Source organism: Parafrankia sp. Ea1.12 (assembly GCF_900465275.1).
Lineage (GTDB): Bacteria > Actinomycetota > Actinomycetes > Frankiales > Frankiaceae > Parafrankia > Parafrankia soli.
In genome coordinates this window covers 1-21,515 of sequence record NZ_UBIZ01000447.1, presented here as the reverse complement: position 1 = coordinate 21,515, position 21,515 = coordinate 1, and the positions used below count along the sequence as shown (strand labels likewise).

General features: G+C 70.6%; 19 protein-coding genes. 5 read left to right on the top strand and 14 right to left on the bottom strand.

Annotated elements, in window-relative coordinates:
* Positions 1–22: 22 nt before the first annotated feature.
* A complete protein-coding gene (locus FMEAI12_RS37355; protein ID WP_200835417.1) occupies positions 23–778 on the bottom strand; it encodes a hypothetical protein in 756 nt (251 codons plus the stop codon).
* A complete protein-coding gene (locus FMEAI12_RS26295) occupies positions 778–1,182 on the bottom strand; it encodes a hypothetical protein (protein ID WP_112108210.1) in 405 nt (134 codons plus the stop codon). Before FMEAI12_RS26295 ends, FMEAI12_RS37355 begins: the two co-directional genes overlap by 1 nt.
* A gap of 188 nt (positions 1,183–1,370) precedes the next feature.
* Between FMEAI12_RS26295 and FMEAI12_RS26290 the strand changes: the two genes are divergently transcribed.
* Both FMEAI12_RS26290 and FMEAI12_RS26285 read left to right on the top strand, forming a co-directional pair.
* On the top strand, positions 1,371–2,873 hold the full coding sequence (locus tag FMEAI12_RS26290) for an anthranilate synthase component I family protein (RefSeq protein ID WP_112108209.1): 1,503 nt from the start codon (positions 1,371–1,373) through the stop codon (positions 2,871–2,873).
* Entirely contained in the window at positions 2,870–3,442 is a 573-nt protein-coding gene (locus FMEAI12_RS26285; protein ID WP_112108208.1) for an aminodeoxychorismate/anthranilate synthase component II, read from the top strand. The genes FMEAI12_RS26290 and FMEAI12_RS26285 overlap by 4 nt, the downstream gene beginning before the upstream one ends.
* A 13-nt stretch (positions 3,443–3,455) precedes the next feature.
* On the opposite strand, the gene FMEAI12_RS26280 is transcribed toward FMEAI12_RS26285, so the two are convergent.
* Complete coding sequence (locus FMEAI12_RS26280; protein ID WP_235014529.1) at positions 3,456–4,853, bottom strand: PLP-dependent aminotransferase family protein; 1,398 nt, start codon at positions 4,851–4,853, stop codon at positions 3,456–3,458.
* Positions 4,854–5,002: 149 nt separating this feature from the next.
* On the opposite strand from FMEAI12_RS26280, the gene trpD reads away from it, so the two are divergent.
* The gene (gene trpD, locus FMEAI12_RS26275) at positions 5,003–6,136 is read left to right on the top strand and encodes an anthranilate phosphoribosyltransferase (RefSeq protein WP_112108206.1); all 1,134 of its coding nucleotides are present in this window, start codon (positions 5,003–5,005) and stop codon (positions 6,134–6,136) included.
* Here trpD and trpA read toward each other — a convergent pair.
* The 11 genes from trpA to FMEAI12_RS26220 form a co-directional block, all read right to left on the bottom strand.
* The gene (gene trpA / locus FMEAI12_RS26270) at positions 6,133–6,978 is read right to left on the bottom strand and encodes a tryptophan synthase subunit alpha (protein WP_112108205.1); all 846 of its coding nucleotides are present in this window, start codon (positions 6,976–6,978) and stop codon (positions 6,133–6,135) included. The genes trpD and trpA overlap by 4 nt on opposite strands.
* Positions 6,975–8,213 carry a tryptophan synthase subunit beta gene (gene trpB / locus FMEAI12_RS26265; RefSeq protein WP_200835419.1) on the bottom strand — a complete coding sequence of 413 codons (1,239 nt, stop codon included), beginning with the start codon at positions 8,211–8,213 and terminating at the stop codon, positions 6,975–6,977. The genes trpA and trpB overlap by 4 nt, the downstream gene beginning before the upstream one ends.
* A 38-nt stretch (positions 8,214–8,251) precedes the next feature.
* A complete protein-coding gene (gene trpC, locus FMEAI12_RS26260; RefSeq protein WP_112108204.1) occupies positions 8,252–9,061 on the bottom strand; it encodes an indole-3-glycerol phosphate synthase TrpC in 810 nt (269 codons plus the stop codon).
* Positions 9,062–9,188: 127 nt separating this feature from the next.
* Entirely contained in the window at positions 9,189–9,839 is a 651-nt protein-coding gene (locus FMEAI12_RS26255; RefSeq protein ID WP_112108203.1) for a DsbA family protein, read from the bottom strand.
* Positions 9,836–11,125: a flavin-dependent oxidoreductase gene (locus FMEAI12_RS26250; protein ID WP_112108202.1), complete on the bottom strand. Its 1,290-nt coding sequence runs from the start codon at positions 11,123–11,125 to the stop codon at positions 9,836–9,838. The genes FMEAI12_RS26255 and FMEAI12_RS26250 overlap by 4 nt, the downstream gene beginning before the upstream one ends.
* Entirely contained in the window at positions 11,122–12,246 is a 1,125-nt protein-coding gene (locus FMEAI12_RS26245) for a monodechloroaminopyrrolnitrin synthase PrnB family protein (RefSeq protein ID WP_112108201.1), read from the bottom strand. Before FMEAI12_RS26245 ends, FMEAI12_RS26250 begins: the two co-directional genes overlap by 4 nt.
* Positions 12,247–12,331: 85 nt before the next feature.
* Positions 12,332–13,648 carry a polyketide synthase gene (locus FMEAI12_RS26240; protein ID WP_112108200.1) on the bottom strand — a complete coding sequence of 439 codons (1,317 nt, stop codon included), beginning with the start codon at positions 13,646–13,648 and terminating at the stop codon, positions 12,332–12,334.
* Positions 13,638–14,594, bottom strand: coding sequence for an SDR family oxidoreductase (locus FMEAI12_RS26235; protein WP_112108199.1), 957 nt, complete (start codon positions 14,592–14,594; stop codon positions 13,638–13,640). Before FMEAI12_RS26235 ends, FMEAI12_RS26240 begins: the two co-directional genes overlap by 11 nt.
* Positions 14,595–14,685: 91 nt before the next feature.
* A complete protein-coding gene (locus FMEAI12_RS26230) occupies positions 14,686–16,131 on the bottom strand; it encodes an MFS transporter (protein WP_112108198.1) in 1,446 nt (481 codons plus the stop codon).
* A gap of 19 nt (positions 16,132–16,150) precedes the next feature.
* Complete coding sequence (locus FMEAI12_RS26225; protein WP_112108197.1) at positions 16,151–17,629, bottom strand: 4-hydroxyphenylacetate 3-hydroxylase family protein; 1,479 nt, start codon at positions 17,627–17,629, stop codon at positions 16,151–16,153.
* Between the two features lie 104 nt (positions 17,630–17,733).
* A complete protein-coding gene (locus FMEAI12_RS26220) occupies positions 17,734–19,050 on the bottom strand; it encodes a flavin-dependent oxidoreductase (RefSeq protein ID WP_112108196.1) in 1,317 nt (438 codons plus the stop codon).
* A gap of 739 nt (positions 19,051–19,789) precedes the next feature.
* Here FMEAI12_RS26220 and FMEAI12_RS26215 point away from each other — a divergent pair.
* Together FMEAI12_RS26215 and FMEAI12_RS36725 are read left to right on the top strand one after the other, a co-directional pair.
* Positions 19,790–20,839 carry an AraC family transcriptional regulator gene (locus FMEAI12_RS26215; protein WP_112108195.1) on the top strand — a complete coding sequence of 350 codons (1,050 nt, stop codon included), beginning with the start codon at positions 19,790–19,792 and terminating at the stop codon, positions 20,837–20,839.
* Positions 20,840–21,227: 388 nt separating this feature from the next.
* Positions 21,228–21,395, top strand: a complete 168-nt coding sequence (locus FMEAI12_RS36725; protein WP_160144326.1) for a hypothetical protein — start codon at positions 21,228–21,230, stop codon at positions 21,393–21,395.
* The last annotated feature ends 120 nt before the right edge of the window (positions 21,396–21,515 follow it).

The window sequence follows — 21,515 nt, the reverse complement described above, 5'->3', positions numbered from 1 at the left end:
ATGAGATCTTCGAGCTGGTGGATCAGCTCGGCGCGGGTCGCCGCGTCGCGCGCCGCGGCGTCGGGATTGAAGCAGACGACGAACCGGTCGGCGGTCGCCTCAGCGGAGCCGGACCGTGCTCGTCGGTGGCGGGCTCGCCGCGCCAGTCGCGCGGCACGTCGCCGTCGGGGTCCTCGGTCTCGAAGTAGGTGGAGGTCGTGTCGAAGAACAGCAGGTCGACCTGGAGGTTGAGCAGGTCCGCGACCTGGAAGTAGACCTGCTTCTCCAGCTCGCCGCGGACCTGGTGCAGCCAGTCCATCGCCCGGTAGCAGGCATCGTCGGACACCTCGCCGAACCCGTCGATGTGCACGTCGTGGCTCATCCACTCCGCGGCGGCCAGCTTCGAGGCCGGGGCGAGTGCCCGGTTGGCCACCAGGGCGAACAGCACCCGCTCCGTCGCGGCCGCGTCGCGGGGCCGGCCCCGGCCGGACGCGACGAGGCGGCGGACGGCCTGCTGGTCGAGGTCGTCCTCGCGGCCGAAGACGAAGTTCGGGGCCTTGAGCCGTTCCGGGTGGTCGCGGCAGCGCTCCTGGGCCGCCGTGATCGCGGCGTTGGTGAACGAGATGAGCGCGACGCCACGTCGGGGGTCGAGGCCAGGCCGCAGAATGAACCGCTCCACGATGCTCTGGGTCTTGCCTGCTCCTGGGCAGACCCTCACGACCTGGCTGCCCGGTGTCTCGATCAGCAAGCGCTGGGCCGGGCTCGGGTTGAAGCGCAGCCCGGTGGAGGCGTCCGACATCAGGAGACCTTGATCACTTCGGTGATCGCCTGGGCGAGGTACTCCGGGCAGGCGAAGTCTGGGCCGATGAGGGTGGCCAGGTCATGGGCGAACTCACCCTTACTGATCAGTTCCTTGTCGGCGTACGGCGCAAGGTAGAGGGCCTTGGCCTGATCGCCCCCCTCGACGCTCTTCTGCCGCTTCTCCTCGGAACGGGGGTGTTGCTTCAGATAGGCAGCACGCAGCACCCGCTCGTTGGCGTCGGCGGCCCCCGGCAAGTCCGCTTCCAGCGTGTAGGGCGCCTCGGCGACATGCAGGATGTCGCTTGCGCCGACCTCCACCGCGAGGGCCTCAAGAGCCTGAACCGCCCGCACCCCGATCGAGCAGCCGCAGGCGGTCACCGCCGTGATGCGACTATGGCTCACCCGGCCGCATGGTGTCGCGCCACAATGACCCGGATCGGTTGACCCACATCGCGCTCTGGCCGGGCTCTGGCCGGATTCGTCGCGGCATTGGCGAGTGGTCCGGTCGACGGCGCATCCGATGGTCTGGCCCGCTCACTGCGGAAATGTTCCACTGACCTCCGCCCGGTCGTGACCGTCGGAGGAGAAGAATGTCTGCCACCGCAGAAAGGGCCGACACGCCGCTGGACGTGTCGGTCGAGGCCACGCCGCTGCCGACTGACGACGCGGACGCGCTGGAGGTGTTTCTCGCGCTGCGCGACCGGCTCGGCGACGAGGAGGTGTTCCTGCTCGAGGACCTGCACCGCGACCAGGCCGGCCAGTGGCAGGGGAGCGTCGTCGGCATCGGGCGACTCGCCGAGATAACGGTCACCGGTCTGCAGGTGCGGGCCACGGGAACAGGGCCCGTGGCGAACGCACTGCGTGCCCACTGCGCCCGGCACACCCGCGACGGATCGCGGCTAGCCGGCCCCTCGGCCGTCTGGGATCTCCTGCGCGGCGCGCTGAACCTGTTCCGGGTCCACACCGCGGTCCCCACGTCCCGGTTCGCGTTCGGTTTCCTCACCTCGGTCGCCTATGACGCCGCCGCTCTGATGGAGGACCTCCGCCCGCGGGAGGCCGAGCCCGATGTCCCGGACCTGACGGTCACCCTGTTCCAGCGGACGATCTGGTTCGACCGGCAGCAGCGCAGCCCGGTCGTACTCACGGCCACCGGGCCCGACCTGCCCGTCCCGTCCCCCCTCGAGCTGAGCACGGACGTCCCGTTCGCCCCGGCCGCGGTGCCCGACGCGCCCGCCGCGCTGTCGGTGCACGACACCGTGGACCGCGCCGAGTTCCTCGGCTGGGTGCAGCGCTGCCTCGACCACATCCGCGTCGGTGACGTCTACCAGATCCAGGTCGGCCACCGGATCGACATCCGGTCCCGGCTGGGCCCCACCGGGGTCTACCAGCGACTGCGGGCTCGCAACCCGTCGCCCTACATGTACTTCGTCACCCAGGCCGGCGTAACGCTGATCGGCGCCAGCCCCGAGGTGCTGTTCCGCATCCAGGACGGCCGCGTCGTCATGCGGCCCATCGCGGGCACCACCCGTCGGGATCCCACCGGAGCCGACAACGAGCGCCGGGTCGAGGAGCTGGTGAGCAGCGTGAAGGAGCAGGCCGAGCACATCATGCTGGTCGACCTGTCCCGCAACGACGTCAGCAGAGTCTGCCGGCCAGGGTCGCTGGCGGTGGACGCGCTGATGGCGGTCGAGGAGTTCTCCCACGTCTTTCACCTGGTCTCCACGGTGTCCGGGCAGCTCACGGCCCAGGCCGACGTGTGGGACACCCTGCAGGCCACCTTCCCGGCGGGCACGGTGACCGGCGCGCCGAAGATCCGCGCAATGCAGATCATCGACGAGACCGAGCGCGAGCGCCGCGGCATGTACGCCGGCGCCGTCGGCCTGCTCGACGTCCGTGGCTGGAGTGAACTGGCGCTGTGCATCCGCACGATCGTCCACCGGCGCTCTCCCGAGCCCGACGGCGATGTTCACCACTACTCCACGCAGAGCTGCGCGGGCGTGGTGGCCCTGTCCGAGCCGAAACGCGAATGGGACGAGACATTGGCGAAGATGAGCGCCACCTACTGGGCGGTCACCGGAAACGAGCTGGCATGACCGTATTCGTGGTGGATGCCTACGACAGCTTCGTCCACATCATCGTCGAGTACCTGGGGGCGCTGGGCGCGGACACGGCGGTGGTCCGGTCCGGGATCCACACTCCGGACGGGCTTGCCTCCCGGCAGCCCAGCGCTCTCGTGCTCGGTCCCGGGCCCGGGCACCCCGCCGACTCCGGGCACGTGGAGCTCGTCAACCGCTTCGCCGGCGAGATCCCGCTGCTCGGGGTATGCCTGGGCCACCAGGCGATCGCACTCGCCTTCGGCGGCACGGTACGCCTGGCGGACAATCTGATGCACGGCCGGACCAGCACGATCGCCAACGACGGCGCCGGGGTGTTCGCCGGTCTGTCCGACCGGCTCACGGTCACCCGTTACCACTCGATCGTGGTCGCCGAGCCGCTGCCCGCGGGGCTGGTGGCCACCGCGCGGTCGACCGACGACGGTCACCTCATGGGGCTGCGTCATCGCGACCTGCTGGTCGAAGGCCTGCAGTTCCACCCGGAGAGCATCGCCACGCCGGACGGCTCGGCCATGCTGGCGAACTTCCTCGCCGCCGCGGTCTCCTGACCGCTGCGCGCACCTACCGGCGCCCGGCGCCGCGCTCGTCCAGGTGGCCGATCAGCGCGATCGCCTCGGCGATGTGGTCCCGCTCGACGGCTCCGTACCCGACCACCAGCGCGGGTTCCGCCGCCTGCCGGTCGGTGCGGAAGTCCCGTCCCGTCTGCGCGAGGACGAAGCGTCGGCCGGCGACCAGGGCCAGGCGGGCGTCGTCGACACCGGCCGGCAGTGCCACATAACTGTGCGAGCCAGCCTCGACACCAAGGGTCCTCGCGCCCGGCAGGTAGGAGGCGACCGCGCTCCTGAGGGCGTCATGCCGCGCCCGGTACATCTCCCGAACCCTGCGGATGTGCTGGTCGAACAAGCCCCTGGAGACGAGGTCGGCCAGGGCCAGCTGGGTGAGCCTGTCCGGCGCGCCCAACCATCTGGCCTGGCCGCGGCGCAGCGCGTCGAGCACCTGGGGCGGCCCGACCAGCCAGCCGAGCAGGGGGCCGGGCCCGAGCAGGCTGCGGGTCGAGCCGGCATACACGACCCGGTCGGGCAGGCGGCGCTGGAGAACCAGCGGAGCGCTGCCGCCCCCGAACCAGAGGTGGCCTTCCGGATCGAACTCGATCACCCAACCCCGCGCCTGTTCGGCCCAGCCCACGAGCGCGTCCCGCCGCGGCGCGGAGAGCGCGACGCCGGTCGGCAGTTGCTTGACCGGGTTGACGAGCACCGCGCGGGCACCGGACCGGGCCAGGGCGGCCACGTCCAGGCCGGCGTCGTCGACCGGGACGCCGATCACCTCGGTGCCCGCCCTGGAGACCACTCTCCGGTGCCGCGGGTCGCCCGGGTCCTCCACGGCCAGACGGTCGATGCCGAACTCACGCAGAACAGCGCACACCGCGGTCAGGGCATGGGTGAACCCCGAGGTGACAGCGATCTCCGACGGCGCCGCGGTCACGCCGCGAACCCGGCCGAGATAGCCGGCCAGCTCGGCGCGCAGCTCGGGCGCGCCCAGCGCGTTGTGCGCCGGCCGCTGGCCCCGGTCCATCGACCGGACCACGCCCTCGTAGGCGATCAGCCATTCCCGGCCGGGGAACAGCGCCGCGCCCGTCGCGCCCGCCCTCAGATCGAACCGGACCGGGTACGGCGTGACGGCGGTGGTGTCAGGGAACGCGCCGACCGGCAGGTGGGACGAGACCCGGGTACCCGAGCCCTGGGCGGCGCGCAGGTAGCCCTCCCCGACCAGCTGTTCGTACGCCTGGACCACGACGCTGCGGGACACCCCGAGGTCGCTCGCCAGGCTCCTGCTCGACGGCAGCCTGGTCCCCGGGGGGAGGGTGCCGTCGAGAACACGGCTCCGGACAACCGTCTTGATCTGCGTGGACATCGATACCGCGGAACCGCGGTCGACGTCCATCGAAAGCATTCTCGACATTTCTTCTCTTCCAGGTTCCAGAAGATTCGCTCGCTGATCGCCGCACCGGCGGCGCTGTCGAAATGGACCGGCCGCACCGGCCCGTGGCGGTCTTGTGACCCGGCGCAGGCGCTGACAGCCTGACTTCCACCAGACGGAGGGAGACAGCCATGGCCGAGCAGGAGAGACGTCCTGTTACCGACGCGGCCCGCTGGACCTCGATCCTGTCCGCACTCACGGAAGGCCGGGATCTCGCCGGGCCGGACGTCGAGTGGGTCATGAACGAGGTCATGCGGGGCGCGGCGGACGACGCCCGGCTCGCCGGGTTCCTGGTCGCTCTGCGCGCCAAGGGCGAGACGGTCGCCGAACTGGACGCGCTGCTGCGCGCGATGCTCCGCCACGCCGTGCCCGTCCAGGTCGACGGCCCGGTCCTGGACATCGTCGGCACGGGTGGAGACCACGGCGGCACGGTGAACATCTCCACCATGTCGGCGGTCGTCGCCGCGGCCGCCGGGGCCCGTATTGTCAAGCACGGAAACCGCTCCTCGTCCTCACGATGCGGTTCCGCCGATCTGCTCGAACAGCTCGGCGTGGCGATCGACCTGCCGGCCTCGGCCGTGCCGGCATCGCTCGACGAGGTCGGAATAGCGTTCTGTTTCGCTCCGGTGTTCCATCCCGCGATGCGCCACGCGTCGCCCGTCCGCCGCGCACTGGGCCTCCCGACCGCCTTCAACGTGCTGGGCCCGTTGAGCAACCCGGCCGTACCCGCCGCCTGCGCGGTCGGTGTCGCCGACCGGCGGATAATCCCCGTGGTCGCCGGCGTGCTGGCCGAGCGTGGCGCCCGCGCCCTGGTGTTCCACGGCGACGATGGTCTCGATGAGCTGACCGTGACTACCACCTCGCAGGTGTGGGCGGTGCAGGACGGAACGGTTCGCGCGGAGGCGTTCGACCCCCGGGCGGTCGGCATCCGCCGAGCGGGACCTGATGCGCTGCGTGGCGGGGACCCGGAACACAACGCGACTGTGGCCCGCGAGGTGTTCGCCGGCTCGCGCGGACCCGTCCGCGACGCCGTGCTGCTGTCCGCCGCGGCCGGACTGGCTGCTGCCGTGCCCAGCGCCGAGCCGGTGGCGGCACGCATCGGGGCGCAGCTCGCCAGGGCCGAGCGGGCGATCGACGAGGGCCACGCCCAGGCGTTGCTGGAACGCTGGGCCGCGGTCAGCGCCAGGCTGGCCGGCACGCGACCGGCTGGCGATGTGCCGACAGCGTCCGCCGCCACCGCGCCACACCCGCGCCTCGCCGGCTAGGCCCCGCGAACCCCTCGCGCCAGGTCGGCGGCGAGGCGGCCCACCGCCCGGATGCCCGCGGCCTCCGAGTCCGCGTCCAGCAGCCGTCGCACGAAGGCCGCTCCGACGATCACCCCGTCGCACTCGGGCGCGATGGCGGCGGCCTGCTGCGGGGTGGACACGCCGAGCCCCACGCACACCGGGATGTCCCGCGCCGCGCGGACCCTGCGCACCAGCCCGGCGGCGACGGCGGCCTGCGCCCCGCCCGTCCCGGTCACCCCCATGAGGGATGCCGCATACACGAAACCCGTCGAGGCCTGCGCGGTCAGACTGATCCGTTCCCGGGTGGAGGACGGGGCGACCAGGTACACGCGGTGCAGCCCGGACTCGGCCGAGGCAGCGCTCCAACCGCTGGTGCCGGCCTCCTCCGGGATGAGGTCCGGGGTCACCAGCCCGTGCCCGCCCGCCTGCGCGAGCCGGCTCGCGAACCTCGCGACGCCATAGCGTTCCACCAGGTTCCAGTAGGTCATGCACAGGACCGGAACGTTCCGGCCGGTGACCGCCGCGACGATGTCGAACAGGTCGTCGGTGGTGAAGCCGGCGGCCAGGGCCGCCGCGGTGGCCCGCTGGATCACCGGGCCGTCCATCACCGGGTCGCTGTAGGGCAGGCCCAGCTCGATGATGTCGACACCGGACTCGGCCATGGCCTGCGCCGCCGCCACCGTCGCGCGGGCGGACGGGAACCCCGCGGGCAGGTATCCGACCAGTGCCGCGCGCCCCTGGGCTCCGGCGTCGCGCAGCGCAGCGGTGAGCCGGTCCGTGGCACCGGTGTGCTGGTCCGTGCCGCCGTCGTGCCCGGTCACCCGTCGCTCCCCTGAAGTCCGAAGTAGCCGGCCGCGGTGCCCATGTCCTTGTCTCCCCGGCCGGACAGGCAGACGACCACCAGTGGTTCCCGGCCCAGCTCGGCGGCGAGCCGGGGCGCCAGCCGCAACGCGCCGGCCACCGCGTGCGCGGACTCGATCGCCGGGATGATGCCCTCGGTTCGGCTCAGCAGCCGGAAGGCTGCCATGGCCTCGTCGTCGGTCACCCGTTCGTAGTTCACCCGCCCCTGGTCGCGCAGCATCGCGTGTTCGGGCCCGACACCCGGGTAGTCCAGCCCCGCGGAGATGGAGTGGCTCTCCCGCGTCTGCCCGAACTCGTCCTGGAGCAGGTAGGTGCGCGCGCCGTGGAGCACCCCCACCGAGCCTCCGGTGATGGACGCGGCATGGCGGGGGGAGCCGTCGCCCGCGCCGCCGGCCTCCATGCCGTACAGCCGCACCGACTCGTCCTGCAGAAAGGGATGGAACGCGCCGATTGCGTTGGACCCCCCGCCGACGCAGGCCACGACCGCGTCCGGAAGCGCGCCGTGCGCGACGCGCATCTGCCGCCGGGTCTCCACTCCGATGACGCGGTGGAAGTCCCGGACCATCGCTGGGAACGGATGTGCGCCCGCCGCCGTGCCGAGCAGGTAGTGGGTGGTGCCGGCGTTCGTCACCCAGTCGCGCAGCGCCTCGTTGATCGCGTCCTTGAGCGTGCGGCTGCCGGTGTCGACCGGTACCACGGTCGCTCCGAGGACGGCCATCCTGGCCACGTTGAGCGCTTGGCGGCGGGTGTCCTCGGCGCCCATGTAGACGACGCACTCCAGCCCGAGCAGCGCCGCCGCGGTGGCGGTGGCCACGCCGTGCTGACCTGCCCCCGTCTCGGCGATCAGACGGCTCTTGCCCATGGAACGGGCCAGCAGAGCCTGGCCGAGCACATTGTTGATCTTGTGTGATCCGGTGTGGTTGAGATCCTCGCGCTTGAGCAGGATGCGCGCCCGGGTGCCGGCCGCGAGGCGGGTGGCCTCGGTGAGCAGGCTCGGCCGGCCCGCGTACCCCGTCAGGAGGCGGGCGAAGTCGGCGAGGAACGCGGGATCCGTGCGCGCGCCGTGGTAGGCCCGGGTCAGTTCGGTGAGGGTCGCCATCAGCGCCTCCGGCATGAACTGGCCGCCGAACCGGCCGAAGTGCCCCGCCCGGTCCGGCAGGACGCCCGCGGGGGCGGCCAGCGCCTCGACGACCACATCGAGGTAGTCGACGTCGCCGCGCAGCGGGTTCCCGGTCAGCACGGGACCGCCCGCCGTCCGGCCTCGACCAGCGCGGCCACCGCGTCGGCCGGCTGCCCACTGACGACGAGCGACGAGCCGACCAGGACCGCGTCCGCGCCCGCCGCCGCATAGGCCCGGACGTCGTCGGGCCCCCGTACCCCGGACTCCGCGACGCGGACCACATCGCCCGGGATCGCGTGTGCCAGCCTCGTGAGGATGCCGCGGTCGACGGCGAGCGTGGTCAGGTCACGGGCGTTGACGCCGACGATCTGCGCCCCGGCGTCGACCGCCACGGCCAGCTCCGCCTCCGAGTGCACCTCGACCAGCGCCGCCAGGCCGCAGTCGGCCGCCTCGTTCAGCAGGCTCGCCAGCTCGCGCGGCTCGAGCGCGGCGACGATGAGCAGCACCAGATCCGCGCCATACGCGGCGGCCTCCACGACCTGGTACGGATGCACGACGAAGTCCTTGCGCAGCACCGGGACACCGACCCCTTCCCGGACAGCCGCGAGATCGTCGAGCGTCCCGCCGAAGAACCGCGGCTCGGTGAGAACGCTGATCGCGGCGGCTCCGCCCGTGGCATAGGCCGCCGCCAGCGCGGCCGGATCCGCGATCGGGGCCAGTGCGCCCCGTGCGGGGCTGTTGCGCTTCACCTCGGCGATCACCCGCACACCCTCGGGCGCGCGCAGCGACGTGATGATCTGAGCGCCCGACAGCCGCGTCGGTCGGTCCTCCGCCCGGCGCCGCAGGCCGGCGATGCCGACCTGCGCCATCCGCCGGGGCAGCTCGGCGCGCTGAGACGCCAGGATCTCCGCCAGGACGCTCATCGGTGCCGCCCCGGCGGTGGGAAGACTGGCGTGGGAGTGCGGTGTGCCTGGCGGAGTCTGCGGATCGACCCGGCACGCGGCGGTCGCGGCCCGGCGTCCGGCCGGCCACGGTGACCAACGGGTGTTGTCACGATCTCTCACTCCCGGACGCGTCGGTACGAGCAGCAGCCAGCAGGGCGGCGAGGTAACGGGAGGACGACTGGTAGTGCTCGATCCGGGTGCTCCGGTCGAACACGACTACGGGGACCGCGGCGCACTCGACGCGGGTCTCGGCGATCCTGGCCCGCACCGCGGCCAGGTACTCGTCCGAGGCGACGAGCCGCTCGGCGCGCGCGGGCGCCACGCCCGCCGCGACGGCGCACCGCACGAGCACCTCGGCGTCTGCGACGTTCCCGCCGTGGACGAACCACTCCGCGAAGAGGTTCTCCTCGACATCGGCGCGTACCCGCCATCCGTACTCGCGCCCGGCCATCCAGAGCAGGCGGTGCGCGTGGACGGTGTTCACCGCGAGTGCCTTCTCGTTGTTGAACCGCACGCCGAGCCCCGCGCCGGCGGCGGTGACCTTCTCGCTCATGCGGCGGGCCCGGTCAGGCCCGTACTTGCGGCCGAGGAAGTCCAGGACCGGGACGGGTCGTTCCGGATTCTCCCCGTCGATCTGATAGGGGTGAGCAAGAACCTCGATGCGCTCCTCGCCGTACTGGGCGGTCGCGGCACGGAGGTTGCGCACGGCGAGGTAGCACCATGGGCACGAGATGTCGGAGTACACGTCGATCCTCACCCGCCACCGCCTCGCTGCCCGGCGACCGGGCCGGCCAGATAGGACGCACGGGTGTTCACGGTGTGCGGGTCGAAGCCACCCTGACGGGCATAGGAGCGCGACAGCGCGTCGAGCTCTTCGGCCGGGATCACGTCCTCGACGGACTCGAACCCGTTCGGGGCGCGCTCGTCGGCCATGTCGATCACCATTTCCGGTCCTCTTCTGCGGCCCGCCCCCTGCAGTTCCGCCATGGTGGGCCGACGCCGGCGGTCATAGGCCGCAAGTGCCTCGTCCAGGTCCGGATGTCCCGCCAGCGCGCCGGCGAGCGCCCGGCCGTCCACGATGGACTGGGTGGCGCCGTTGGATCCCATCGGGTGCATGGCGTGCGCGGCATCGCCGAGCAGGACGACCCGGCCGCTGGTCCAGCCCGGTAGCGGGTCGAGGTCCACCATGGGATACTCCAGCGCCTGTTCTGCCGACAGGACCAGCCGGGGGATGTCGAGCCAGTCGTACGCCAGGTCGGCGAAGTCCTCGATGAACCGCCCGGGCTCGACCGGGCGGTTCCAGTCGGCCCGGTCGACCACTTCACCCTCCCGTGCCTGCCGGGCCACGGCCCAGTTCATCAGCACCGGATCCGCGGGCTGCAGCGGTCTGGACATGGGATAGACCACGGCACGGCGGCCACGGTCACCGGCGATGATCATCGTGCGGCCGTCGAGGAAGGGACGCGCCCACGCGGTGCCCCGCCAGACGAGGAAACCGTTCCACCGCGGCCCGCCGTCGCGTGGGTGCATGGCGGCCCGGACCGCGGAGTGGATGCCGTCGGCGCCGATCAGCAGGTCCGCGTACCGGCGGGATGCGGTGGCGCCACGGTGTTCCACGCCGATCGCCACCTCGCCGATCGGCGTGTTCTCGAAGTCGGTCACCCTCGCGTCCAGGACGACCGCATCGTGCCCGAGGCGTTCCCGGACGGCTTCGAGCAGCACACTGTGCAGCCGCCCTCTGGGAACCGACAGCTGGGGCCAGCGGTAACCGGCCGCGAGTCCTCTGGGCTCGTTCCAGATCAGCGAGCCGAAACGGTTGTAGTAGGAAAGGCTCCCGGTCATCACCGCGACCTCGGCGAGCCGTTCCAGCAGGCCGAGCTCGTCGAGCTCGCGCACGGCGTTGGGAAGGATGTTCAGGCCGACCCCGAGCGGTCGGATCCGGGGCACCGACTCCAGCAGGGTGACATCGGAGAATCCGGCTGCCCGCAGGCTCAGAGCCGCCGATAGCCCGCCTATCCCCGCCCCGGCGATGACGATTCTCACGTGGCGGCCCCGGCTGCCCGAGCACGGGTGTCCGGCCCGCTCATCTCCTTGGTGACCTGGGAGTTCTGCCTGGTCAGGACGATGATCTCGCGTAGCAGGTCGACGCTGGCGCCACCGCTGCCGACCGGGTAGAGCCGCAGATCCTCCTGATATGCCTGCCGCGCGATGGTGAGGTGGCGTCCCCGGAAGACGAGCATGGTGCGCAGCACCCGGGCGAGCGCACGGGCGCTGGAGACCAGAGTGGGCGCTGCGCGGTCCGCGGTGCTGCGATCGTCGCCGTAGGCGTCGATCACAGCTGTGACCAGCGATGAGGTGCCGACCCAGGCCGTGTGTAGTTCCCGCCATCGCGGCAGGCTGTAGGGCACCGAATGGTCGAGGAAGTCCAGATAGTTCCGCTCCCCGCGGTCGGAGGCCCACACCGCCTCGTCGACCAGCCACAACGGAACCTGCGCCGCGGCGGGCCCCAGGTACTTCCGCCCGTCCACTTCCACGTCCTCGAAATAGGGGCGCAGTGTGCGGGCGAAGAACTGTGGGCTCACGTGTTCGCCGACCAGTTTGATCGCCTCAACCATCGGCTGCAACTCCCGGTCAAGCGCGTCCGCCAGCACCGCGAACTTCGGATCGGCGGGCTCCACGTCACGGAGAATGTGGCACATCTCCAGCGCCGCACGCAGGTGGGGAAAAACGATGCGCACGGCGTTCTGCAGATGGTTCTCCTGGGCGTCTCCCGTGTACATGCGCTGCCGCTCGCCGAGCGGGTTCCAGGTGCAGTAGTGATGCACGATGTCCCTGGGGACGAGATCGGTCCTGTTTCCGAGTTCGACCAGGAGCGGGCCCACCTCGGGGACCAGCCCGACCGGTTCGTGGCCGTGCCGCTTGATCGATCCGAGGAAGAGGCCGACGTCCCGCATGGCCGCCAGGCAGTCGTCCATGTCGAGGTCCGCCAGTCCGCGTGCGTCCGGCAGGAGGTCGCGCAGCGATCCGACCAGGCTCGTGACGTCGGCACGCCGGTTCATCTCAGGAAGCCGGACGCACACCTCGTCGGCACCGAGCGGATCAATGGCGCGTACATGCTCGATCTGTATGTCGTTTCCGTGAAGTAAGGAGCCACGGAAAAACATCGTTGCCTCCAGGATGTTCTGGGGAACAGCAGCGAGGCGAGCCAGAAAAGTGGCATGGAAAGGCCCGCACCTGCCGACGCCCGGATTACGGTCGCCCGCCGGGCGCCCTTTTTTCCGGGGTCGTCGTGAGTACCACGTGAACGTTGGTCGAGGAAACACCCTGGCCGTTGACCGCCGCGACGACGGGCGTTCCCCGGTCCGGCAGCCTGGTCAGGATGGTCGGCACGGCGAGGGGAACACGGTCCCAGTCGACCGCCGGGTGGGGAGTGGTGAAGTGGAGGCTGGCGGGAACGGCTCCGTGCTCCAGGCACAGCACGGTCTTGATGAGCCCGGCGACGCCGCCCGCGGCCTCGGCGTGGCCAATGTTGGACTTGAGCGAGCCGACCAGGCAGGGTCGGCCGGCCGGGCGCCCCTGCCCCAGCACGGCGGTGAGCGCGCGCAGCTCCGCCACGTCGATCCGGGTGCCGGTGCCGTGCGCCTCGACATAGTCGACCTCGGCGGGCGCGATCCCGGCGTCCAGGTAGGCACGACGCATCGCTTCGGCCTGGCCCTTCTCCGAGGGGTGCAGCAGCGTCTCCTTGTCCCGGCCGTCATTGGTGACTGCGCTGCCGGCGATGACGGCGCGCACACGGTCGCCGTCCAACAGCGCGCGGACCAGCGGCTTGAGCAGCACCACGCCGGCCCCCTCGGCCCGCACGAAGCCGTCGGCGGACGCGTCGCCGAACTTGCACCGCCCGTCGGGGGAGAGCACCCCGCCGCGACCGAGCATGACACCGGCCTGCCGGCCCGACAGCAGGCTGACGCCGCCGGCAAGGGCCAGCTCCGCGTCCCCCGCGCGCAGGCTGCGGCAGGCCAGGTGGACCGCCACCAGGGAGGACGCCTGCGCCGCGTCCACAGTGACGGAGGGCCCTCGGAGATCGAACGTGTGACTCACCCGCCCGGAGAGAAGGCCGCGCTGGTGGGAGCCCACGAAGTCACCCAGGTCGAGCCCGGCGGACCGGGACCGGAGATCCCAGAAGTCCGAGGCGGACTGCCCGACACAGACGGCTGTGGGGCTCCCGGCGATGCCGGCCGGGTCGAGGCCGGCGTCCGCGATGGCGTCGTGCACGACCCGCAGCAGCACGTGCTGCTGGGGATCCATCCGGGCCGCCTCGTCGGGATCGATACCGAAGCGGGTCAGGTCGGAACAGCCGGCGCCGTCGATGTGCCCGGCCCGCCGCAGACCGGTCCCGGACCGGGCCGGCCCGATCGCATCGCGCGCCTCGGCCAGCAGACGCCACAGCTCCCGCGGACCACGGGCGGACGGCAGCTCACAGCCCATGCCGATGACGGCAACCGCGCTCTCCCGTCCTTCGACGGTGACCGAGCCCTCCCGCCTCTCCCCGGGACGCTCAACTGCCATGGTCGGCTCTGACCGGATCCGGCGTCCCGGCGCCGTTCGAGCTGGCGGCCGCCCATATTTTCCAGGGCTGGGCGGCGACCCACTCGTTGATCGGGGTGAGGCGGATGCCCAGGACACGCTCGACCTCGTCGTGGTCGGCGACGAAGAGCTCGGCGTCACCGCCGGTGCAGGCCCACCGGTAGATTCCCGCCACGCCTGCCGCGGCAGGCGTGGCGAGCACCGTCCGCAGCCCCGTCTCGAAGTCGTTCACCTCCAGCGGAACGTAGGCGACGTCCCTGCCGAGCACGGCGGCGAACACCTGTGCCAGCTCTCCTCCCGTCACCGTGTCGGGGCCGCCCAACGACAGCACCGTTCCCTCGAGCCCCTCACCGCGCAGGGCCGCGAGGGTGGCCGTGGCCAGGTCCGCGTGCGAGAGCCAGGAGACCCTGCGCCCCTCGGGCAGCGGATAGGCCAGCACCCCGTCGTTGATCAGCGCGGGCCCGTTCCACGGGCTGAACAGGTTGTCCAGGTACACCGGCGGGCGCAGCACGACCGTCGGCAGATCACCGTCCGCCAGCACGGCCTCGGCGGCGCGGCGGGTCTCATAGGCCGCGTACGGGGTGACCTGCCCCGGCAACGGGGTGTTGGTGTTGTAGACCAGTCGGGTCACGCCCGCCTCACGCGCGGCGGCGGCCACATTGCGCGCATAGGTCTGGACCAGGTCCACGTCGTAGACCAGCGGCAGCACCACGGATGCGTGCGTGACGCCGACAAAGGCCTTGCGGACGTCGTCGAGCTCGGCGAGGTCGCCCAGAACGGTCGGAAGCTCTGGTGCGCCGGGGGCCGGTGCACCAGAGCCCCGGGCGAACCCGCGGACATCGAGGCCCTCGGCGAGCAGGGCTCGGGCCACGGCGTCTCCCTGGAAGCCACGCGCTCCGATCACCAGATATGTGCGGTCCTCTGACATGGTTTCTCGCCCTTTCGTCGCTGTGCTGTCGTGGGCCGGCGGCGGCCGCGGACGCACCGGTCGCTGTGTCGTGATGCAGCCCCCAGGGGGCTCAGCTCTCCCTGTCGCCTGGTGCGGCCATCGACACCGGTGGCCTTTCCCGGGTCGGCTCCTGCTGTGGTCTCGCCGTCCGTGGCACCGCCGCGTAGAGGGCGGACAGCAGCGCGATGGCGGAGGCGACGATGAACGCGACGGCGAATCCACTGGTGAGCGCCGCGGGATCGTCCGGACCGCCCTCGGCGGAGACGCGCGCGCTGGCGATACCGCTCAGCACGGCCAGACCGATGACCGAGCCGAACTGCTGACTGGTGTTGATCAGCCCGGAGGCGAGGCCGATCTCCTCCGGCCCGGCGTCCGCGGTCGCCGCGACGTTCGTGGTGATGGCAACCAGCGGAAGGCCGACCCCGAGGATCAGGCTGGGCAGGAGGATGTCCCCGGTGAACGAGCCATCGGGAGACAGCAGCGACAGCCACGCCATGCCGACGGCCACGAGCACATAGCCCGCGGTCATCGCCGGCCGGAGCCCGAGGCCGCCGATCAGCCGGTCCGCGTTGGAAGCCACCAGAATGACCACGACGCACAACGGGAGCAGCGCGCTGCCGCCCGCGACCGGTGAGTAACCGAGAACATCCTGCAGATACACACTGACGAGGAAGAACATCGGAAAGAGCACGACCTGCCCGAGCGCAGAGAGGAGGTTCGCCCGGCGTAGGACCGGCCTCCGCACGACCGCGGCCGGAACCAGGGGAACACGCACCCTGCCCTCCAGCCAGACGAAGACCGCCAGGAGAACCACCGCCGTCACGCCGGGTACGAGGGTCCGCGGCGAGGTCCAGCCGGCCACCCCCGTGTTCACCAGGCTGTAGGCGAGCAGCGCGAGCCCCGAGGTGACGGACAGTGCGCCACCGAGGTCGAAGCCGAGGCGTGCCGACGGACGCGTGTCCGGCGCCAGCGCCCGAAGAGCCGACCCGACGAGCACGAGGCCGGCGACCACGTTCAACCCGAACGTGGACCGCCAGGTCAACCAGCTCGTGAGCACGCCGCCGAGCACGGTTCCCGCGGCGCCGCCCGCGCCGGCCATCGCCGCGAACACGCCCAGCGCCCGATGACGGTCGGGGCCGTCCGGGAACAGGCTGAGCAGCAGGGCGAACGCCGCGGCCGCCGCCAGAGCCGCACCGGCACCCTGCACCGCACGGGCGGCGATCAGCCACGAGGCCGTCTGCGCCACCGCGCCGGTCAGCGACGCGGCGACCAGGACGGCCAGACCCGTGAGGAACAGCCGCCTGCGCCCGAACAGGTCCGCCAGACGACCACTGAGCAGCAACAGCCCGCCGAACGTCACCAGATAGGCGTTGGCCACCCAGGACAGAGTCGCCGCCGAGACGTCGAACTCGTCCCCGATCGACGGCGCCGCGACATTTATGATCGCCGTGTCCAGAATCAGGAGGAACTGGGTGCCGGCGAGCAGCGTCAGGGCGCTACGGGCAGATTTTTCCAAAAGGTATCACCTGTTTCGGCTAGCTCGTCAGCGCTGGCCCGGCGGGAAGGTCATAGCCCTGCATGCACCTCTCGACGAGCTGCTCCAGAAGTTCCGGCCGGCTGTCGCGCAGAATCATCGGAAAATAGACGTGCGGCGCGCCGTGGTAAAAGCGTTCGTACTGCTCGTGCCGGCCGGCGAACTCCGAGCCGAGCGCATCCCACGCGAGCTTCAGGAGCTTGATCCGCCGTTCGGCAGGATGCCCCGGCGAACGCACGTACTTCGCGATCAGGCCGCCCATCTCGGGGTGACGCAGGTCGAGGCCGGACGCGGGGAGCTGGATGAGCCCGCCACCGGCAAGGAGCTTGACCTCCTGGACGATCTTCGGGTAGATCTCGCCGGCCATGGCCCGGTGTGCGGATGCGATCTCGTTGTTGATCCGTACCCCGCTGCCCCCCGGTACGGGTTCCCAGGCCGCCTCGGCGGCGAGGACCATCGACCTCGCGACGGTCAGCCAGCCGAGGATCTTCCCGATCTGGTTCTGCACCGGCGGCAGCTCATAGGTGTTGTTCGCCTTCGCGATGAGGATGGCGAGCCCGGACAGGAACTCGAGCTTCGTCCAGAACCGTGTCGCCGCCTGATGCACGAAGTTCGCGTAGGCCGCCGTGCCCCACCACTGCAGCAGCGCGGCACGGGTGTCCCGGTACACCAGCACGCGGTCCCAGGGGACGAAGACGTCGTCGCACACCAGTAACGCGTCGTTCTCGTCGAACCGGGAGGACAGCGGATTGTCGAACACGCTTCGCGCCGAAGCCTCGTACGAGGCACGAGAGACGAGCTTCAGCCCCGGCGTGTCGATCGGCACGGAGAACGACAGCGCGTAGTCCACGTCCTGCGGGGGCAACGGCTCGATGGTGCCGACGATGATCTCGTTTCCGAAGACCGCCGCGGTGCCTATCATCTTGGCGCCACGGACCACGATCCCGCCGTCGAGCTCCTTCACCGCCCGGACGTAGAGGTCGTCCTCCTCCTGCTCGGAGGCGGACCTCGTCCGGTCGATCTGCGGGTTCGTGATGGTGAACGCCTGGTACAGGTCGCCGCCGGCCATCCGGCGGTGGTAGGCACCGAGGTTCTGCCGGCCGTCGAAGGACTCGCCCGCGAACACCTCGGGGACAGCCAGGAACCCGGCGATGCCGCCGGCCATGTAGTCGGGCGAGCGCCCGAGGTATCCGAAGCTCGCTTCGGCCCAGACCTTGTACGCCTTGCGCCGGGCGACCAGGTCCTCGTAGTTCTCCGGAATCCGGTACGCCCGGTGTTCTCTGGTGCTTCCGTCGTCGCCGCGCACGGTCAGGACGTCGACGAGTCCCGGATCGTGGGTCAGATCGTAGAGTTCGGCGATCGAGCGCGCCGTGTTCTGGAAGGCCGGGTGGTTCGTGACGTCCCTGACGAGTTCGCCGTCAAGCCACACCTGACGGCCGTCGCGCAGGGAATCAAGATACTGGCTTCCGGTACGGGTCATGTTGCCTCTCTCGCTGCGATGACCAGTTCTGCGGTGATCCGCGTGGCAGACAGGGAATCGTCGGGGCGCGGCGGGGCCCGGGAGGCTGTCCCGCCGCCTGGAGATCACCCGGTTGCGCCCACGAGACGGGCCCGTCGGGTGTCGTAGGGAGACCTGGTGTTGACGCTGCCGCGGTCGAAGGCGGCCAGTTCGGCGTATCGATCGCATATCGCGCGCAGTTCGGCGGTGGGCAGCACGTCGTCGACGGTGGCGAATCCCTCTGGTGCGCGGCGGGCGACCAGGTCGATAACCGCCTCCGGACCCATCGCCCGATTGGCGATCTGGACCTGCGTGGCCACCGGGCGCCGATGTCGTTCGTAGGCTGTCAGGGCACGTTCGACATCCGGCTCCAGTGCCATGAAGTAGGCGAGGGCACGTGCGTCGATCACAGCCTGGGTCGTCGCGTTGGAGCCCATGGGATGCATCGCGTGCGCGGCGTCGCCGAGCAGTGTGGCCTGCCCGCGGCTCCAGGTGGGCAGCGGGTCGCGATCGATCATCGGGTACTCGAAACATCCGCTCGCGGCCTGGAACAGGTCGGTCAGAAGGTGCCCGCCGGTACGCCATCCCACGAACTCGTGGGCGAACTTCCCGGCCGGCACCGGCCGGTTCCAGTCCGAGCGGTCGACCTCAGCGGTGTCGAAGCGACGGGAGACCGCCCAGTTGAGCAGCACATGCCCGTCACCGCGGGGCGGGGTCACCGCGTACACCACCGCCTTGCGGACTCCGTCACCCATGATGACCATGCTGTTCGCCGGGCTCACCGGCGGAGCCCAGGCCATGCCGCGCCAGACGACCTGTCCGTTCCAGACCGGTTCGCCGTCGTTGCCGAGGAGCGACCGCCGAACGGCGGAGTGGATTCCGTCCGCGCCGACCAGCAGATCGGCGGTAAGCCTGGTGGGCTGACCGCCGCGCAGGACGTCGACGTGCACCCCGGACCGGCTGGACACCCCGGTCACGCGGCAGTCACTGACGAGTGCGCATTCACCGAGCCGGGTGCGGACCGCGTCGAGAAGCACCTGCTGGAGCTCACCTCGTCGGATCGACAGTTGCGGCCAGTCGTAGCCGTCGGCCCGACCACGCGGCTCCGCCATGATCAGGTCACCGTGCTGGTTGTGGTATCGAATCTCCGCAGTCCGCACCGCCCGCCTCGCGACATCGTGATAAAGGCCGAGCGCGGCCAATTCACGTACCGCGTTGGGCAGCAGGTTCACCCCGGCGCCCAGCGGGCGTAGTTCAGGTGCGGCTTCCAACACGACGACACGGTCGAAACCGGCGTCCTGCAGGCTCAGTGCTGCCGCGAGCCCACCTATCCCCGCGCCCGCGACGAGAACTTTCGCGGCGCGAACCGACGCGCTGCCCGAAGTGCGCCCGGCTGCAACCACGACCTGGCTCCTCCCCCCGTACCCGTCGAGAACCGGCCCACGACAACGGTTCTCCACCCGAACCGGGGAGGCAATAAAGTATCGACCAGGGCTACTTAACAAACGTCCATGCGTCCGGGACGGCTCGATGCCCGCGCGTCCCCGGGTGTCCGATACTCTGCGCACCCTGATACCACATCCGGCCTCTACTGTCACCAAATATGGCCCGTCCTGCGGCGGCGGACAATCGCAGCTGGTTGGGCGGGCGCGTAGTCGGAGGTCGGCTCGATGTGGCCGCATCGCCTGCGGGAACGGGAGTTCCACCGGGACCCGTCCGGGCCCCGGAACGGGCCTGCGCCACCCGGGGGCCGCCGAACGAAAAGTGGAGTTTCCTGGATGACCCGGCAGTCCTGGACACCACCGAACTGGCCGCGGGCAGGCGCGGGTGGCATTGGCGCTATGTCGATCGAACCGAGCGGAAATCCCCCATTGCCCGTGAGACTCGTCACCTCGGCGGCACCGCCCTACCCGGTCGAGGGCCCGGGGTCACATGGCTTGACCTGGGCCCCGGCCCCGAAGACCACGCGATTCCCGATCAAGATGATATTGTCGTCTTCGCGACCAGGTGCAGACCTGAATCTGGCGGTTGTGTACAGGTTAGGCTCGGATACTGATGTACCGCGGATGACCCGGTCGAACGCCCGGTGTTCCGCAGGCACCGTCCAATGGAGCGAGCCGCCAGTACCGAGGGAGCGGGGACATGCCCGTGCAGGTAGCGGACCAGGAAAACGATCTGCTGGGTGAGCTTCTACATCCGATTCGTCTGACCGGAGTGTTCCAGAGCCATTGGCTACTGAATTCTCCCTGGTCGATCGAGGGTGATTCTGAATCGGACTGCGTCGTACTCCACTACGTCATCGAGGGCTCGTGCTGGATCGGCACCGAGGGGGCCCGGCCGGTCCTACTACGAGAGGGGGACCTGGCGGTATTCCCCACCGGGCGGTCGCACCGGGTCTCAGACCGCCCTGATCGGCGAGGCGTGCCGCTGCGGACCCTGCTCGCCGACCGCTCGCCGGGGACCTCGAGCCAGCTGGCTCTCGGTGGAGAGGGCGAGCAGACACGGATACTCTGCGCGGGCCTCTACTACGACGCCAACACCGTGTCCTCCCTGTACCACGCGTTGCCGTGGATCCTCACGCTCGAGCGGGAGGCCGTGGAGGCGGAACCACTGCTGCGGGACATCATCCACCAGCTCGTCACGGACCGGGACGGCGGGCCCGGGGCGCGCCTGATCACCCTGCGGATCTTCGAGGTCTTCTTCATTCTCAGTCTCCACCCACTGCTGCGCGGCATGATGGATCGCCCGGAGGTGCTCACCGCGCTGAAGGACCCGGCCATCAGCAAAGCTCTGCTGATCATGTACACGCGATTCGTCGAGCCCTGGACGATCGAGTCCCTGGCCCGGGAGGTCGGCATGTCTCGATCGGCCTTCGCGGCCAGTTTCCGCGAGATCGTCGGCGAGAGCCCGTCCAGCCATCTCATCCTCCGCCGGATGCGTGAGTCCGCGCGTCTTCTCGCGGAAAGCGACATCCCGCTCGGCGCGATACCCCAGAAGGTCGGGTACAAAAGTGCGGTCGGCTTCCACATCGCTTTCCGCAAGCGTTTCGGAATCACGCCCGGGGAATACCGTCAGCGCTTCCGGCGGGCGACCGGGAAGGCACCCACCGAGGACGGCGCGCGAGACGGCACCGTAAGATCCACGACGCTGGGACGGGAAGGCTCCGCACCGAGGGTTTCAACCGGGCTCTGAGCGGTGCCCGTCATGCCGCGGGCGCGCGGGCCTCGTCCGTGAACCACGCCCGGCGGCGCCTGCTGGGAGGGCGCGGCGCCGGCGTTGTCGCCATGGCCGCCGCAACGGGTCCGCGCACCTCGTTCCCGACGCCGAAGGATGAGCGTCTCTCGCCCTGCCTGGCCGGCACCCCCGTCCTCGACGCGCGTCCCCGTCTGACGCGTCCCCGTTTATCGATTTTCCGACCAGAAGGCCGAGCATCGACCCGGCCGTGAAATCGCGTTGCCCGACCAGCGAATGCCAGCCGTTTGTGCGCGTTCCTGGCGTGACGTGAGGACGGTGCTCTTTCGGTAGCCCCTCCGCCGGCAGCCGTAGTCCCCGGGTGCGTCGCTACCACCGCGCAAGCACGGTGCCAGGCAGGGGCTACGACGGCGATCCTGACAGGTTCGAGCCGGTGCGTCCGTTCCCCGAGCCACGCGAGTGGAGGATCGAGCAGGGCCCGAACCCGGGAACAATCATCATCGGCTTGGTGAACGACGAGCTGACCCTCGGCCTGCACCCGGCGCTCATCTACTGACGATTAATGCGTGGTGTTAATGCTCCCGGTGATAGTCGCGGGTGTGCGGGTAAACCCTTTGTATGAGGTATGCGACGGGTGGCGGGTTGACGCCCGCCGAGCAGGTGGAAAGGGAACGGG